The organism is Aquimarina sp. AU474, from assembly GCF_900312815.1.
GTDB lineage: Bacteria > Bacteroidota > Bacteroidia > Flavobacteriales > Flavobacteriaceae > Aquimarina.
This window is the reverse complement of the sequence record NZ_OMPE01000009.1, coordinates 1,573,183-1,590,054: the sequence shown is the minus strand read 5'-3', so window position 1 is coordinate 1,590,054 and position 16,872 is coordinate 1,573,183. Positions and strand designations below refer to the sequence as shown.

The following is a 16,872-nucleotide window of genomic DNA, read 5'->3' as shown; positions in this document are numbered from 1 at the left end:
GTCATTGTATGGTACAAAAATCAGAACTTACTCTCTTTGAATCTTTAAAAAACGGCTCTGATGAGGCTTTTAAAGAAGTTTACCAAAAAAACAAATCATTATTTTTAAGCTTTGCTAGAAAATATGGATTAGGCCAAGATGATTTGTTAGATATATACCAGGATTCGTTTATCACTTTATATGAAAATATTCAGGATGGAAAATTGGTGAAATTATCTAGCACTTTGTCCACATATTTAATTAGTATCGGAAAATATAAGATTCTAGATAGATTAAGGAAAAATAAACAAAACGTAAACAATGAATTGGTTCTTGAACTCGCTAATCAAAAAGATGATCATTTAGAATCTTTTGAACTCGAGACCAAAGAATTAACTCCTGAAGAAGTATTATTAGAAAAATATTTTAATCAGTTAGGCGAAAAGTGCAAAGCCATACTGGTCATGTTTTATTATAAAAAATACAGTATTCGGGAAATTATGTCTGCTGGTAAATACAATTCTGAAAATGTTGTAAAAAGCCAGAAATCAAGGTGTTTAAAAACACTAAAACAATTATTCACCAATACCCCAAAAAAATGATGAATAAAGAAGAATTACTACACAGGTATTTTTTGGATGAACTCACATCTGAAGAAGAGACTATGTTTACTTCTCTTTTACAAGATGATGATGAATTTAAAGCTCAATTCGAATTTGAAAAGAGTGTACAACGTGTTATCAAACATAAAGAAAGAATTGGTTTAAAAAAGAAAATACAGGGATTTGAGGATGAGGATCAATCGAAAAACATCACTAAGAGAAAAGTCATAAACTGGAAACCTCTTGGTATTGCAGCTTCTTTAGCGGTTATCATTTCATTAGGAGTATACATGTACAACACTGTATTTAATCAGGGTACCGAAGAGTTATTTGCTTCTAATTATGAGAAATACCCCAATACTGTATCTCCAATTGTTCGTAGTGGTACTCAACCGCAAACTCCCGAACAACTAGCCTTTGAAGCTTATGAAACTGATAATGATACCAAAGCAATTGAGCTTTTTATAGCCCTTAAAGAAAAACCACATCCAGAATATATTGATTTTTATTTGGCACAATCTTATTTAAAAAATGGTCAGCTAGTGCATGCAATAGGGCAATTTCAAAAAACAATTTTGGAAAATAACGAATTTTCTTCACCTTCAAGATGGTACTTAGCACTTGCATATCTTAAAAACAATGATATCAAAAAAGCGACGGCCACACTAGAAACTATTATTGAAAAAGGAGGTTATAAAAACAAGGAGGCAAAAGTACTATTAGGAATTATGGATTAAGTTTTACGTTTCTTTTTTTTCCATAAAACTACCAATAGTATTAACATTATTGATCCTGCCAACCATACCCAGATAGGCGTATTACTTTTTATAGCAGCAGTATCGCCAGTAATAACAAGTCCAGCCCAATAATATGGATGTCTATATCCATTATCATAATTTCTCTTCAGAAAATTAATTTTGGCCAAATGCAAAGACACATCTTTTCTTTTACCTTTGGATAATTCTTTATAAAAGTTATTCATGATATCCGCTGTCGAACGATCATTAATCTGCCATTTTGTATTCGCCAAACTCGAAGCTCCAGCGTAGAAAAAAGCTCTAGATAAACTAATCATACCTTCTCCGCTTTTTAAATTTCCTATCCCTGTTTCACAAGCACTTAAAGAAACCAAGGAAGCGTTAATATCCATAGTATAGATATCATTAATGTATAATAATTCATCATCAGATTGCGGAGCAAAAACTAAATGAGAATTTTCAGGTTTTTTATCATCTATTATCGCATGAGTAGCTAAATGTAAAATTCCATAATTAGAACTTTTAGTTGTGAACTTATCCAATGTTGCTTGATTTCCACTATAGGTTGTTCCTTTAAAATAAGATGATATATGTTTAGCTTCTGTTTCAGAATGATTAAGACGCGTATACCTCTCTGAAAAACTTGGTGCAAAAACAAGAACTTCACTATTGTTGATTTCCTTATGCCGTAACTGCGCTAATAAGGTAGCAGAATTATTATAACTTATTGTTGAATTTTCGATTACATACTTCTCCCCATCATATAGGCTTTCAAAAGGGATATAATTTAATATCCCATCTGGTATAATTATCAGATCGTGATACCCTTTATTATCAATAACTGGATGTATTATTTGATCAAAAACTAGCTTAGAAGTCGCTTGTAATTTTGACAATTTTGAAGAAGAATTAGTTAATAATGAATATAATTCGAGTATTTGCTTATTTACATTTTTGGTTAAAGGAATAGAAGTTAACTCCTTACCTCTTTTTGATAGTGACAGTATGTATAACGCTTCTTTTCCGTAAAAATAGGAAATAGCCATTGTATGATCTTCTATCATGTCTTGAAAATCACTTATACTAACAACATTATTATTATGTTTCAAATTATAATACCTAGGAAATTGATTTTCAAATTCATTAATAAGTGCACTATATTTTGATTTTTCTTCAAATAAGAGATCTTCCCACTTATTCCTATTCTTCTTTTTTGCTACCTTTTTTTGAAGGTAATTAATTGAAGCTTTTAGTTGTTGCTCTTGTTCTAAAAGATGATCTGGTATATCAGAAAATTTATAAGCCCTTGAATTAATCAAAGCTCCTAATAAAATAGCGCTTTTACTCTTTTCAGATAAGAAAAAAGCATCATCAATATAAGTATTATCCTTAGTTTGTTGATATAATCGATATGCCGAAGTTAAACCTGTATCAAAAACTGTATAAAAGTTTTCTATTAAAAACTGTTTATCTTCTTCGTTATGGAAAGATGGTTTCAGCTCATCCATAATGTGTATTGCCGCTTTAGAGGTTTGTAAAGCTGCCTTGAGTTTATCTGCTTTAACAAGTGTTTTGGATTTTTCAATAAGCACCTTAAGATATTCAAATTTGTTTTGTACTGTACTAGGTTCAGGGTTTTCTATAGGGGATTTTGAATCAAACTCGATAGACAATTTTGCCAGTGCAAATTGATAATTTTGTAGGGCCATCTCATGATTTTCAATTTGGTCATAAGCCTGAGCTCTTAAGACATACAACCTAGCTTCTTCCACACGTTTTAATTTAGAATTATCCCTTGTTAAAAGCACAATGGCCATATCAAATTGGGTAATTGCTTTTTGCCCTATACCTTCAGCGAGATAGGCTTCACCTAGTTTTTGATAATATTGAAATGCTAATGGGTCATTATCCAAAAATTGTTGCTTAGCAATAGTGAGATAGTATTGGGTACTATCTGAATTACTCAATTGTATATGATTATCTGCAATAGCAAAACAAGATTTTACAATTCTATTTTTGGATGCAGTTCCCTTTTTTATCTCTTGGTCTAGTCTTTTTCTAAGATATTGGTTGGATTTAAGATATGCTCTCTTTTTTCTATACAAATCACCCAATAATCTATAGGTAGGCAGTGCAAAATCTTCATCCAAATGTTCAGAGATGATTCTTAGACTTTTTTTATAGATCTCCTCGGCTTTTGTGTATTCTCCTTCATGTTTGTACGCTCCTGCAATATATTCATAAGCAGCACATTTTAGTTTAATATCTTTGGCTGTAATCAGAGAATCTGGAATAGATTCGATAATTTCAATAACACTAGTTCCGTGTTCTCTTACTCTTTTGTAATTTCTAATTTTTGAATAATAGTTTGCTTTTTCGAGAAAATGTCGACTTTTTAATGATGTGTTGACATTTAACGAATCAAAATACAATGACCTTTGTTCTAAAACAGAATCAATAGAATTTAAAGTTTTCCTAAATCTATTTAAATCATAATGGTAGCTACTTGAAAAACTAATTCCTTTTAAAACAAAAATGGCATTTAACCAATCTTGTTGTTTCTTAAAAAGCTGATAGGATTGCTTATAGTAATAACATGTAGAATCTAAGTTCTTAAATCGATACGTCCTTCCTTTACTATAAAGTTTATTAGCAGTTATTATATCTAAGGAATCAATTTCTTGACCTTGGACTTTAAAAATCATTGATAAAATAAAAAGTATCCAAACTAGTTTCATAAAAACCTCACATTTTATGTGAGGTTAATGTATTAATTATTAAACAATTATTTGTAATATTTATTTAAAATCTCTTACTTTTCAACTCCTCAATTACTGCTTATATAGTGCTTATAATGTTACAATCCCGCCTATCTCTAAATCTTGAATTTATTAAGTTTAATTAGACTTATATAAAACTTGACATAAATACTATTATTAATAGTCTTTATTTTAATTCATTTTTATAGCGGCCAGATAACTACCTTTAAGTTTTGGTCCAGACCTGAAAACTTTAACAAAAATATTTCCTTTACTATTTTTTATATTTACTGGGTACACAATATGATTTTTATCACCATCTATCAATAACGGCTTACCAGTTGATCCTATTTTTACTCCTCTTACATCATAAAAGACCGCTTTAAATTTGGTAACAGACTTTGGTAAGACTAAATACTTTAGATTTCTATTAATATTAATAGGAAAACAATGAGGTCGTGTATCATCTGGACAATCTCGAGGTATTTCATCCTCTTCTATGGTTTCTATCCTCATTGCATTTTTAATATTATCGCATATCTGTTGTGTAATTCGTTTACCACAATCACTACCATTATTTAAGGAATAGTCATATTGTTTCGGATTTTCTTTTATAGTCTTAATTTGATTGTTTACAACTGTCATTTCATGATTAGCCTTTTTCCAAACTTTACCCGAACTTTTTGAAGGTTTTGCAGCATTCTTTTTTTGATATTGCAATCTTCCCTTTTTTCTTTTAAGATGTGCTACGTACAAATCAGATTCGAATAAAACATATTCTCCATTAAATTTCTTTGTATTTAATCTTAGATCCCATTTCGTTATTTTCTTTGGGATAATCTGATTATTTTTAATTTTCACTTTGGTTTTTAGTTCCTTGTTATTTATTTGTGCATTAACAGAATGCGCAACAAAAAAAACAGTGCAAAATAAAATCAAAGCTAGCCTTTTTGTGGTTTTCATTGTGTGAATTTTTATGGTTGATTGTTTACTTTATTTTTTACCTTTCTTAAAAATAAGTAATTACTAATGAACTAAACAATTTGAAATCAATAATTTACGGATCAAACTATATCTGCTTAGAATATCTTTAATTACATTTTAACAAATTCTACCCTTCTATTTTTTGCTTTTCCTTCTGGTATTGTATTATCTGCAAGAGGTTTTAAGGACCCTTTACCTTCTGTACTCAACAAAGTTTCTGAAATATTAAATTGAGATACTAAACTATTTTTTATTGCCATAGCTCTTTGTTCGGATAGTTGTAGATTAATTTCTTCACTTCCATCTGAGTCGGTATGTCCGATAATATGAATCTTAAAATTATCTCGTTTCAAGACCGTTGCTATTTCTTTTAGTATCCCATAAGACTCTGGTTTGAGAACAGCTGATCCTGAGTCAAAACGTATTCCGTTTGTGAAAAATTTACCGTCGTTGATTAATTGCGTTCTAAAATCTACTCCCCCAGCTGCCACCTTAAAATTTGATACCAAAAATGGATCGTTATATCCATCAACATTAAACTTAAACGTTGCCCAATTAGCCTCGGGAGCTAGTCTAGGCATATCAACTACTTTTTTCTCATTTACCCATAACCTAAATCTCCTTTTATTAACTGCAACAGAAACATGTGCAGGATGAAAAAAATGTTGTGCCAGATCAGCATATTCTATTCTATTATTTATTTCTACTTTTCCGTTTCTATTATTTTTCACTTGTACCCGTGTATCTATAGCGGTCCAAAATGTAAATGATGTTCCTGCCCAATTTCTACCTGCTTTATAATTTTTATCATCATCTATCCAAAACCAAAACCGTACTGCTGGCCCACCACCACTTTGTTTAAAATTAACGGGATATACGTCAAATTCTATCGTGAAATTTTCTGGTAACTGTTCTAAAGGCAAGGGCATATATATCGTTTTTGAAGACAACTTTAACCATTTTTGATGGTTTATCTCGACCAGTTCACCTCCTCCATTACCATCCCATCTAGAAGGGAAATCTCCAACATTATCTCTCTCAAAATTATCATAAAACAAAATTTCTTCACCAGGTATAAAATCAAATTTAGAATACATCTCTACCGATCCAAAAGTATCCTCAGCATATACCTCTTCTATAGGTTCTTGAGAGTTATTTTTATCTTTTTTAGATTGTTTTTTTGTTTTTTTCTCCGAGTTTCCCTTGATGGTTTTAGCCGCCTTTTCTTCGGCTTTTTTTAAAATTGCTTTTTCTGCTGTCTTCCCAGCAGATTTTGTCAATTTTTTCCATATCTGAGCTTCTGCTGGGTTTGATATGCCCAGTGTAATGCATACTAATAGTAGTGTCAATAATTTCATAATTTCTAATTTTTCTTACTTTTTTAATTCGATACGAATTACATCTTGTTATTTTAATTTTGAACAGTTTTATGTGAATTTATAATCTCATATTGTTCATTTCATAAGCTATTCTAAGCTCTAACGGATCATCTGGATGATCTAGAAATCTAACTTTTACAATATTTCCGTACTCATCAAATTCATTTTCAATTGCCATTTCATGACCTTCGTAACTAATCGAATGAACTTCTTGAGTATTGTATAATAGCATCCCAAATGAATTTGTAGCATGAAGTAAATTTTGCACCAAAAACAATGCTGGTTGGATATTAACATCTTTACATAAACCATCTTGATACGTCATTGCTATTTCGATCATTTGTATATCACCGATTTGTAATGTTTTAAGGTTCCCATCATCATTAAAATTGAATGATTGTGTAGATTTATTCATTACATACGAATAGATATTTTCTTCTTTATTATGGGTTACATTAATGTATTTTGTCGTACTGGTGTTGATGATTCTTATTTGTGTAACACTATTCTTTTCGTATTCAAATAAGAACTCTGAATTTGATATTGATGGGTTGGTTGAAATTTCTTGGATTTTAGAAATAAGCCCATCTTCGTTATACGTTATAAATGCAGTAAACACATCATCATTATAGGTTGTATTCCTAGTTACAGCGGTCAAGCGATAAGAGGCATCATAACCAAATGAAGTTTTTGTTTGTTGGTTTGGATTAGCAGTGTTTACTTCAATTATACTCTTTGGCAACCAATAGGCATAATTATCTTTTGACATACATGAACCCAATATGGCAAAGTGAAAAATACATACGAAAATGAAGACTCTAGTCATGGTTTTACTATTTATTTCCTTTTTATGTTTTTATCCTAAAAAGGTTAACACCTAGTACCTGTTATTTTATATTCACCATAACAAATGACAAAGCCATTTAATAAAAAATTAAATGGCTTTTACGCTAAGTTAATCAAGGTCTACAATCTGTAATCCAATAAAAATTGAAAGGGTAAATTGTTGTAAGGCACGTAATCAATCGTTTTGACTAGATTTTATTTTAAAATAAACCGAACCACCAGTAACGCTTTCTTGATTTCTTTATCTACATTCTTAATTATTACATTCATACTGTCGGCTTTAATTTCTTCATCTCTTATTGCAAAAGTTTTAGTTTCGCCAACGGATATACCATCAGTAAAATTAACCTCATCATCTCCTTGCTCAATTACAATTTCTGAAGCTTGTAAATCCGAATCTGTTGTTAAAATAATATCTGTTAATTTAATATCTTTTGCTTCTCTAGGTTTACCATTCTGGTCCAACCTCACATAATATGGTAAAAAATCTATAATATTTTTAATGGGTAGTATTCGCTCTGCATCTCCTTCATTGACCTGCATTGCCTTGTACCATTCGTTACTCAAATCGTGTTTAAGGTCAATAATTGAAAACAACCCCTCTTGCTGTCCCAATTCTTCATTATTCTTATTAAAATCAACAACTGTATCAATTGCAGCTTTTTTCATTCGCTCTCCTCCTTCATTAGCCGTATAACGAACATGAACGATGGCATCTGAGATAGTATCATAATCAAACTGACGGAAATCTGGCAATTCTAATCGCCATTTGCTAATCGCTCCAGCTCCCTCAAAAGGCAAGTACCGTTCATCTTTGAAATTAAGTTCAAACATTCCACTTTCATTTTGTGCAGAACTAGCTGCAATAGCAGTAACAGGAATATTAAACGTCATAAAACGATCATCACTTTCTTCTATCTTCTCTTTATAATCATTCTTGTTTTTTGCTATAGCACTATTGCGAAACTTATGTTCTAATAGTCTTAATGAAGCATTTAACCCAGTATATGGGCCCACAATACAAGGAATAGATAACGAAACTGATTTGATACGACGCTTATAATGCCCTGGATAATCCATATCGAACAAAATTTCGGGAAGATTAAATTCACAAATACCTGTTTCTTTGAGTTGTATCAAACTTAACGGGTTTATTTGTCGTAGGGATACGTGTTTTGTGATTTCATAATCATGAGTTTTTTTCTCGTGATATGCAGATTCAAGTTGTTTTAATCCTACATATAATTGTTCTCCGGCTAGTAATCCATCACGTCCCGAATCCCAATATCCTGATTGTATAAAATCCGAAGTGCTCAGTCCACGTTCAAAACGATATATTTTTTCTGCTTTTTTTGCCAACTCATAAGCCAAACTATATACTTGGTGATATACCGTTTTAAGGTTCCCTTTCATCCAGGTATACAATTCTTCATTTGTATATTTATCTCTCAAGAAATTTTCTACTTCTTTGGCATTATCAATTAGCTTTTGCTGATTACTAATTTCTTGATTGGCAATGTTTACCCTAATTTGCTGCGCCAAGATTTGTTTGTCTATTTGTTTAAGTTCTAAACCTGCAATATTTGCTTGTAGTACTCTATTTTGGTGAGCACGAAGGAAACCTGATTTTTTAGCTGCTTTACCTGATGCATAACTATGTTCTGCCGCATCAGTTTGCATCCAACGGGCAATTGCTGCAGTAGCTGGACCTAATTGCGAGCCTCCAAAAACTATTGTTCCCCCCAAACCTAATGGTTTTGCATTAACTTCAATATCTGGTATATATGATAATGCGCTACCCATAGATTCTATTTTCCCAATGGTATCTTGTAAATCATGAGCATCTTTGGCCTTTTGCATATCCACTTTCTCATATGTATTTACATACACATTACTATAACTTTCGGGTATCTTGATTTTATTTTCTAATGGACTAAAGTCGGTTTCGAAATTTGGCACCTTATCTTCAGTTTCTCCAATCAATTTCAAATAAAACTTCATTCGCTGTTCAGGTAACCTTCTGTTTTCCATTAGATTTTGAATAGTACTCTCTGCTTCTTCTAGTTGTTTCTTTCTAACTTCCATAATTAGACTATTCATTATCCCTTCGTGAGTAGCTCTAGTATATGCCAGAGATTCGCCATCTTTTTTCTCTAATGCAGATAGCATTGCTCCTCCCAAAGATTTTAATTCATTACAAAGTTCAATTGATTTTTGTAGTAAATAGTAAAAACGATAATTTGGCATTGGCGTATTAAGATCATTTAATACTGAAGCAATACTGAGGCCTTGTGCAGCGGCTTTCACTAATAATGCTGGGTCGATAGGCGGTTCGAACAGTGGAAGTTTACGAAAGATTCCCTCAATATTTAGACAATGTCTTATTTTAAACAAACGATCCTCAACAGTATCCCAATATCGCATCAATTTTGGGTTATTAGGAATACAAAAATACAATGAAGATGAAAAACCAAATATATTAGCAAATCCCACGACTCCACTTTCAACTCCTACAGGTAATGAAGTTTGATTGCTAAATGGTACTGCCATCTCAAGCTCTACCATAGCGTTTGAGAAGGCGTCCCACTTATGTAATAACGAATTATACGTTTGCGGTTTGATTTTCCCACGTTTAGGAATCATTTGAGGGCGTTTGCCTAGTATATGAAATGCCAATACATAAAGTTGTGTTGCCTGATTAATACTTTCGATAGTATCCTGACGGAATAAATAATCTCCCCAAGCTATCAGGTTATCGATATACTTCATGACTACCCATTTCATATACGCTACAGGGCGGCTTCTCGCTATCAAATGTGGTTTAAAAGGATCATTACGCCATGCGGTAATATCTTGATTAGATGTATTAGGTTCTAAATTCTTAAAAATTGAATCCAAAATCTGTTTAGTATCTATTTCTTTAAACGGTCTGAACTGCCAAAAACGTTTATTATCAATCCCATCTGCTGTAGGATTAAATACATAGTGATACCATTTCATAGCATCTTCAAACTGTTGCGACTCACTTAAAGTGTTGGCCAATATCATCGGAGTGTGAAAAAATAATTCCCAATTATAAAGGGAGTAAGGTCTTTTTAACTCATGGTATACATCATGGGTCGCTAAATCATTATCATGATTATATGCTCCAAAAGCTTCGTCAGGATTAGAAATATTAAGATTATAGCCAAAAAAAGTGGTGAGGTTTCCCGAGTTTAATTTACTGAGTAAATTATGGTTATCTGCAAAATAAAAATTATCTCCTCCATTATAAGTAGTTGCATTTTGATCCTTGAATTCGTACTTATCAATTTCGTCTTTAATTGCACCTTGTGGTTGTAGAGATTTTATTATACCAAGATTATCATGATGAAAACGGACTACTTCAATATCGTTATTGTTAGTGGATGAATCTGAAAAAGTGGTTAAGTTAGTTCCACTAAATTTAAAAGAATTTTTACCAATTATTGTACTACTATTCTTATAGCTTATCTTAATATTGAATTCTTTGTTGGAAGAGTGTATTGATGGTATAAATTCAAAACGCTCGATATCTGGAAGTGTACTACCATCTACAAAATTGATGGTATCTTTACTCAATTGTTTTGAAGTCCATTTACCATTACGATATTCACTCATTCCCATTTTTATTTCCCAATATTCTTTAGGTTTATTATTCGCTACAGAAGTATTTGCCATATCAGTTATCGTTTGGCTACCATCATTTGCAGGTTTTACTTTTTTCATGAACTGAGGAAAAAACACCAATAATCGATCTTGCCATGCAATAGGAATTAAATAACATCCATTATTCGCAATTTCATTATTTGAATTTACTACATCATACGACGGAATATCTACTTCCATTTTTTCCCAAGGGCACCAATTCATCTGATCTAATGTCAAGTATCGGTAATAGTAGAAATAAGGGGCATTTCGGGTTCTGGCAAACACATGAAGCTTACTTCCTTCGGTCCATATATCTGAAACATTTTTAGTTCCTTCGATATAAAGTCCAACAATTTCCATATTAGCTACTTCATCAACTTTATACAGATAAGATTTAAGGACGTATTCTGTATTTTCTTTGGTGATATCATTTTGCAGTAATTCGGATTCTAGCTCTTTAAAGAAAGGCGTTTTATCATCTCTAAGATTACTTTCGATCCAGTTTTCGGGATATAAAAACACTTTTCTGTTCGCTTCCCAAACGCGATAGCGCTGCATCCATTTCCAACGTTCTCTATCTAGAATATCGGGAGTAATCCCACTATGCACTTCTTCTAAACCTAGAAAACATCTTTGAACAAATAATTGTACCGAGGATAGTGCTTGTTTGATCCTGGAAGTCTCCATACAAGCATCCATTTGTACATCGATTAAAAAATATTCAAATAATCCATCGGCATCCGTTACTCCCCATTGGATAAGATCAGGTTGTTGTAATAGATACGCGATTAGAGCATCTTCCTGGTGATTTCTAATTTGATCATTCAAAGGTTTTACAACTTGCTCCCAATCCTCTTGTTTATATTTTGCCCGAATGGCATGTTGTATACTATCTGCTATTTTTCTGGTTTTTTTGAAGTTTGATGTCGGTTTGGCCCATTCGAACAATAGATCGATATCCATAGCTATCTTATCGGCGACTTCTAAAGCTTTTTGTAATTTCAACAAGTTAATTTCATTCTGAAAAGCTTCAGGTTTGTTCATATCAAAATGGTCTTCATGAATCAATATGTCGATGTTCTCTTTTTCCCAAAGGGTAAGTGTAGACATATTTTCGCTAAGCTTAGAGGCATCGTCAGGGGTATGTGTCCACTTAAAAAATTCTATTAAATTAGTTGCTGTCTTAGGTAATGAGTTTCGTAAGCGGATATAAGCCTCTAACCGCAACCAATGATCAAAAGTGATAGCATTAAAATCTATATTTCCGAAATCAGAAGGATATTCATTGAAATGCTTAAGTTCGAAATTAGCAATATCAAAACCGCTTACCAGAATCGAAGTCTTATACAAAAGAATATATGCCTGTTCTGTCATTGTTGTTGTGAAATCCGGAAGTAGTAAAGAGGGCGGAATATTCTCGATTGATGATGTTGGTGTTTTCCAGAAAACAGTATTCAACTCTTTACCTGAAACATGTAATGTATATAACTTTCCTGATTCAAGTTTTATCGGGTCACTCCACCATTCGTTGGTAGGGTCTTCCTGTTGAGCAAATGATAGCATATTACCATCTAAAGTTATAACAGGTACTGTATCGGTGTCTTTTATAATAAAAGTATATTCATTTTTTGCTGAAGGAATTAGATAACCATTCCAATCGGTTTGTACAGGTTTTGCACTTTCTTTTATGGCTTCAAAAATAGTGTAGATAGGTTTTTTGGGATTGCCTGCAGTCAATATTTCTGAAATGAGTACATCAGTCTCTTCTTCTTCAAGGCCGATAGACTGTGATAGGGTTTCGACGACAAACCGATGTGTGAGCTGATCTCTCAAATAGGGTAAGAATACATTCATAAAGGCTCTACTCTTTTTAGGAGCCGTATTTGGATCTTCTTCTCCTTCATTTATTTCCTCAAATGGAACAAGGATATCACCCGATTTCAGAATTACCTCAGCGGCTTCTACTTCTATTTTTCGCTCTGGTGATTTTTGTTTTTCAGTTTCAAAAACATGAAATAATACTTCTTTAAATAATTTACTTTGCTGTTTTTCAATTCGTTCTAAGGCTTCCCCCCATTTAGGGTCATTGGTTAAACTGTTATAATCAGTTGTTTCGGCCTGAGATAATATTCCTGTGATCTGAATGTTTCCTTTTTCGGGATTATAGCGCAATTTGTTTTTTAATGTTTTGCCTTCCGCAATTTCAATTGTCAAGTTTTTAGGAGTATTGGTTATAAAAGGGTTCATTCCTTCTATAATTCCAATAATTTTCTCTACTAATTCCTGGGGGTATAACAAAACGGCTTTTGTACGAATCATCTCGATGGTCAGTTCGTCCTCTTCTTTAATATCTTTATGGGTTTCATCTATGGCATTTAATCCATCATAAAGTGTTTTGGCCAACAGTAGTATTTCTTGTGACGATGGTGCTAAAGGTCTTTTGGGATCATCATCATCCTTTATTACATAATTTAACTGACGATAATTAAATCCTGTATCTTCCATTTTGGCCCAATTATCCGTAAACATCAAAGAGGTATGTGCGTCAATAAAAGGGTCTCCAAATACCGGAAGAACACGTATAAAGGCAGGAATTTTCAATCCAATAACTTTTGAAAGAAGTCGATAGCGGTATATCATAGTAAGGTTGGAAATATTCAAAATATCTTCTATCCCTTCAACTTTCATAATTGCTTTTATGTCATCTGAAGAACTATTAAATGCCGCCATAATAACAGGCATATGCTCTGTGATTTTGGTTTGTTTGGTTAGGTAATTCCCGTTCTTATCTTCGACAAAAACTTTGTCTATTCCCTTTAGGTTATGTTTCAGGAACAAGCGTTTATATAAAGATTTCTCTCCGGCAGTACTAATGTTTGTCCAAAAGGTGAGCAATTTGATTAATTCTAATCCGGTGACATCCAACAGTTTTTTAACGGCAATTAATTGATGTAAAAAGTTTGGCGTAATCTCGCATTGTATTTTTTGAATATCTTTTGCTCTAAAACAATCTCCATTACTTTCACTTTCGCCACAGTCTTCTGTATCTTCAAACAAATCATCACAATCTGAAATACAATCTGCATCACCTGGTAAAAGGTCGTCCATACAATCATCTTGATGATCTCCTAAACCAATAAGCGCTTTATCTACTTCATCAATAGTCCATCCCAATTTTTTCCATAACCGTATAAATCGATGAATATGATCATATTCCTGTGCTGTTACCGGGCTTCCGTCTAAATGAATCAATCTTACGGTATCGAGATCGCAATTATCGACTTTACCTACAGAAAAAGGAAGGTTTCTTCTTTCACTTACCAGATACAAATCATCACCTACTTCAATTATTTTTCCTTTCTCGCCATTACTACTTTCAAACTTAAAAAGTGTCCAGGTACTATAATCTGCACCGGGATCTTCATCTATTATGGTTATTAATCCCGTATATTTATCGATAGTTGCAATAACAGACTCTTCGCCCGTTGTGGGATCGGTAAAAATGATTTGACAATTTCTAACTATTCCCAAGGTTAAACTACCGATGTCTGAAGAAAAGTGATAGGTGAACTCACCATCAATGCAACTCACTCCGTTTTCTAGCACGATGATCTTTCCGATACGTTCAAAATAGCAATACACCCATTTTTCAAAATCTTTATTATCTGCACAAGGATCAGCTTTTGGACCACAAGGGTCGGGATTTAGTAATTCTTCATATATAGGAACTAGTGGTTGTGCCTTATTTAAACCTTCTATCAATACTTTATATTTATCCTTTGGGTTGCTGGCACTATGATCAACTAATGTTTGTAAAAACCGATAGCTAAAGGCAATACTTTGCATAATTTGCAAAGCTTCTCCGCTGGGGATATTAGGATTAAGACATTGGGTTTTGAGTAATGCTACTAATTCTACATACGAAACTCCTGTACGCCTCAAAAATTGATCTTTAACAAAGGTAAGCCCTACTTTTGAAGTCTCTGCATCATCTAGCATTGCTGCTTCTGTGTCATATCCGTAGTACTCGTGTATAGGTTTTACACCAATTTTATCAAGATACTCCTGATCTGTGTGTTCCTTTTTACATTGCTTATCCCAATACTCCTTGGTAACAAAAGCCTCTTTTGTAAGGATTACATATTCTTCTTGTGTAAGTTGCAAACACTCTGCATCTACCGCCCGATCTATATAGGTTGTATGTAAATCATCTAACTCTTTTTCTTCTTCTTCGGTAAAGGTAATTGATGAATCAGTAGATGGATCTCCTTCGTCTGGTACAGGTTCGGTCTTTTCTTTTCGTACCGATCTGAAAGTATCTATCAGCTCGGTACGACTGGTATCTAAATGATTGAGGTATACTCTGGCTACATCAATAGGCTGATGATACGGCAAAGTGAAAGGATACACTGCCTTATGCAAAATACAATAGGCTTCATATTCGGTATTTTGAGGTTGTGCCAATAGCTCGCCAGAAGTTTGATCCGTAACATTAAAAGGTTTGGTATGATGATGGACGATATAGTTTTCCATTACCTCATTGACCAGATCGATATATGGGAGTATAGTGTTGGTATTCTTACAGGTAAGTTGCAAACATCCTAAATCCGGACGGCGTTTAAAGAGTTTTTCTAGTGGCGTGTTGGATATATCATGATTATCTTGCGGTTGTATTGCGGTTGGACCAGTTGCATGAGGATCCAGATTATTATTTCTTAGGTATTGTAATAACTCTACGAAATATGCAGCAGCACTATATACTGAATTACACTCTCCGCATTCGCAAAAATCGGCATCACCAAATAATGCATCCCAACTTAAATGATGATCTTGTAACACTCTATGAACGACTCCCTCGGTAGCATGCGAGGTAGAAGCCATGGCTCCCACACTCTTAATATCGTCAGCAGAAGTTTTTTGTAATGATCGATCTATAAAATCAACACCTGTTCCCTGTCCTACCTCTTTAAGAGCGATCAATGCATGTTCATTCCGGATTCTAGCATTAACGGCATTGGTATGTAACTGCTTTGCTACTAATTCTCCGTCTTCACCAAAATCTTTTGAAAATGTATGTATGAATTGAGTTTCTGGCATATCGCTAATTCGCAATGCCGAAGTCATATTACTTTTTATCAAAACAGGCAGTACTTCTGGGACTGGACTTAAAGCTACCACTCGTTGTAGTGTTTTTATTTCTTGTACAACCTCTTCTGCACTTTCGCTATTGATATCCTTAAAGGCATTCTCATGTTTAAATGCCTCATATACCGACATCGTTTTTATATTAAAACTCTGGGGTTGATTACTTAAGAACGTTGCTAATTGGCCGCTTCTGGTTTTATCGCTAACGGGGCTTTCTTTAGGGTCACCCAGCATGCGTTGTATTGTCGCTGTAGGTTGCGCATGAAATAAACGCGTATGTAACTCGCTTGCTATAATCTTCGGAGTTTTTGCTTCTATAACAGCATTAGTATTTTTTACCACTTTTACTAAAGCCTCTTTATTGAAATTAAGTGCCACATCCCGCATGGAATTGATTTTCTTATCCTTTTGAAATCGCTCAACTAATTTCTCTCTATCATCACACCATTGAGATATCTTATGAGTGAAATGTAATTTTTCGCACATCTCTTTTGAGAACCCTGGTTCTTTTTCTAATCTTACCGAGATCTTATCCCAATTCCCTTTAGATTCTTCATAAATCGAAGTAAATTTTTCATTTATGATTTTCTCCTTCCCTAAATCTGCTTTAAAGAAATTAAGGCGTGTTGTGGTTTTAGTATTGACTGTGGTTTTCATGATTATATTGTTCTTATATTCTTCTTAATTTCTAAATATATTTGTCACTGGTACAAGACTAGAGTACATTTGGTTTTTTGGATAACACAGATTG

The 16,872-nt window shown here is 33.2% G+C and carries 7 protein-coding genes; 2 read left to right on the top strand and 5 right to left on the bottom strand.

The genetic code is table 11. The features are described from left to right. Positions 1-8: 8 nt before the first annotated feature. Both DK508_RS20260 and DK508_RS20255 read left to right on the top strand, forming a co-directional pair. A complete protein-coding gene (locus DK508_RS20260) occupies positions 9-581 on the top strand; it encodes an RNA polymerase sigma factor (protein ID WP_109302593.1) in 573 nt (190 codons plus the stop codon). Continuing rightward, positions 578-1,318, top strand: coding sequence for a tol-pal system YbgF family protein (locus DK508_RS20255; protein WP_160114809.1), 741 nt, complete (start codon positions 578-580; stop codon positions 1,316-1,318). Before DK508_RS20260 ends, DK508_RS20255 begins: the two co-directional genes overlap by 4 nt. Here the strand turns inward: DK508_RS20255 and DK508_RS20250 are convergent. From DK508_RS20250 to DK508_RS20230, 5 genes are all read right to left on the bottom strand, one after another. Continuing rightward, positions 1,315-4,077 (bottom strand): CHAT domain-containing protein, encoded by a 2,763-nt coding sequence (locus DK508_RS20250; protein ID WP_109302591.1) that lies wholly within the window; start codon positions 4,075-4,077, stop codon positions 1,315-1,317. The genes DK508_RS20255 and DK508_RS20250 overlap by 4 nt on opposite strands. 213 nt (positions 4,078-4,290) lie before the next feature. Then, the gene (locus DK508_RS20245; protein ID WP_109302590.1) at positions 4,291-5,061 is read right to left on the bottom strand and encodes a hypothetical protein; all 771 of its coding nucleotides are present in this window, start codon (positions 5,059-5,061) and stop codon (positions 4,291-4,293) included. A gap of 131 nt (positions 5,062-5,192) precedes the next feature. Continuing rightward, positions 5,193-6,440 (bottom strand): OmpA family protein, encoded by a 1,248-nt coding sequence (locus DK508_RS20240; protein WP_109302589.1) that lies wholly within the window; start codon positions 6,438-6,440, stop codon positions 5,193-5,195. Between the two features lie 79 nt (positions 6,441-6,519). Further along, positions 6,520-7,230, bottom strand: a complete 711-nt coding sequence (locus DK508_RS20235; RefSeq protein ID WP_109302588.1) for a hypothetical protein — start codon at positions 7,228-7,230, stop codon at positions 6,520-6,522. A gap of 272 nt (positions 7,231-7,502) precedes the next feature. Continuing rightward, a complete protein-coding gene (locus DK508_RS20230) occupies positions 7,503-16,778 on the bottom strand; it encodes a neuraminidase-like domain-containing protein (protein ID WP_109302587.1) in 9,276 nt (3,091 codons plus the stop codon). Positions 16,779-16,872: the final 94 nt, after the last annotated feature.

Excerpts from the sequence above, each read along its gene's own strand:
- DK508_RS20260 (WP_109302593.1), top strand. The coding sequence starts at position 9 with ATGGTACAAAAATCAGAACTTACTCTCTTTGAATCTTTAAAAAACGGC.
- DK508_RS20255 (WP_160114809.1), top strand. The coding sequence starts at position 578 with ATGATGAATAAAGAAGAATTACTACACAGGTATTTTTTGGATGAACTC.
- DK508_RS20250 (WP_109302591.1), bottom strand. The coding sequence starts at position 4,077 with ATGAAACTAGTTTGGATACTTTTTATTTTATCAATGATTTTTAAAGTC.
- DK508_RS20245 (WP_109302590.1), bottom strand. The coding sequence starts at position 5,061 with ATGAAAACCACAAAAAGGCTAGCTTTGATTTTATTTTGCACTGTTTTT.
- DK508_RS20240 (WP_109302589.1), bottom strand. The coding sequence starts at position 6,440 with ATGAAATTATTGACACTACTATTAGTATGCATTACACTGGGCATATCA.
- DK508_RS20235 (WP_109302588.1), bottom strand. The coding sequence starts at position 7,230 with ATGTCAAAAGATAATTATGCCTATTGGTTGCCAAAGAGTATAATTGAA.
- DK508_RS20230 (WP_109302587.1), bottom strand. The coding sequence starts at position 16,778 with ATGAAAACCACAGTCAATACTAAAACCACAACACGCCTTAATTTCTTT.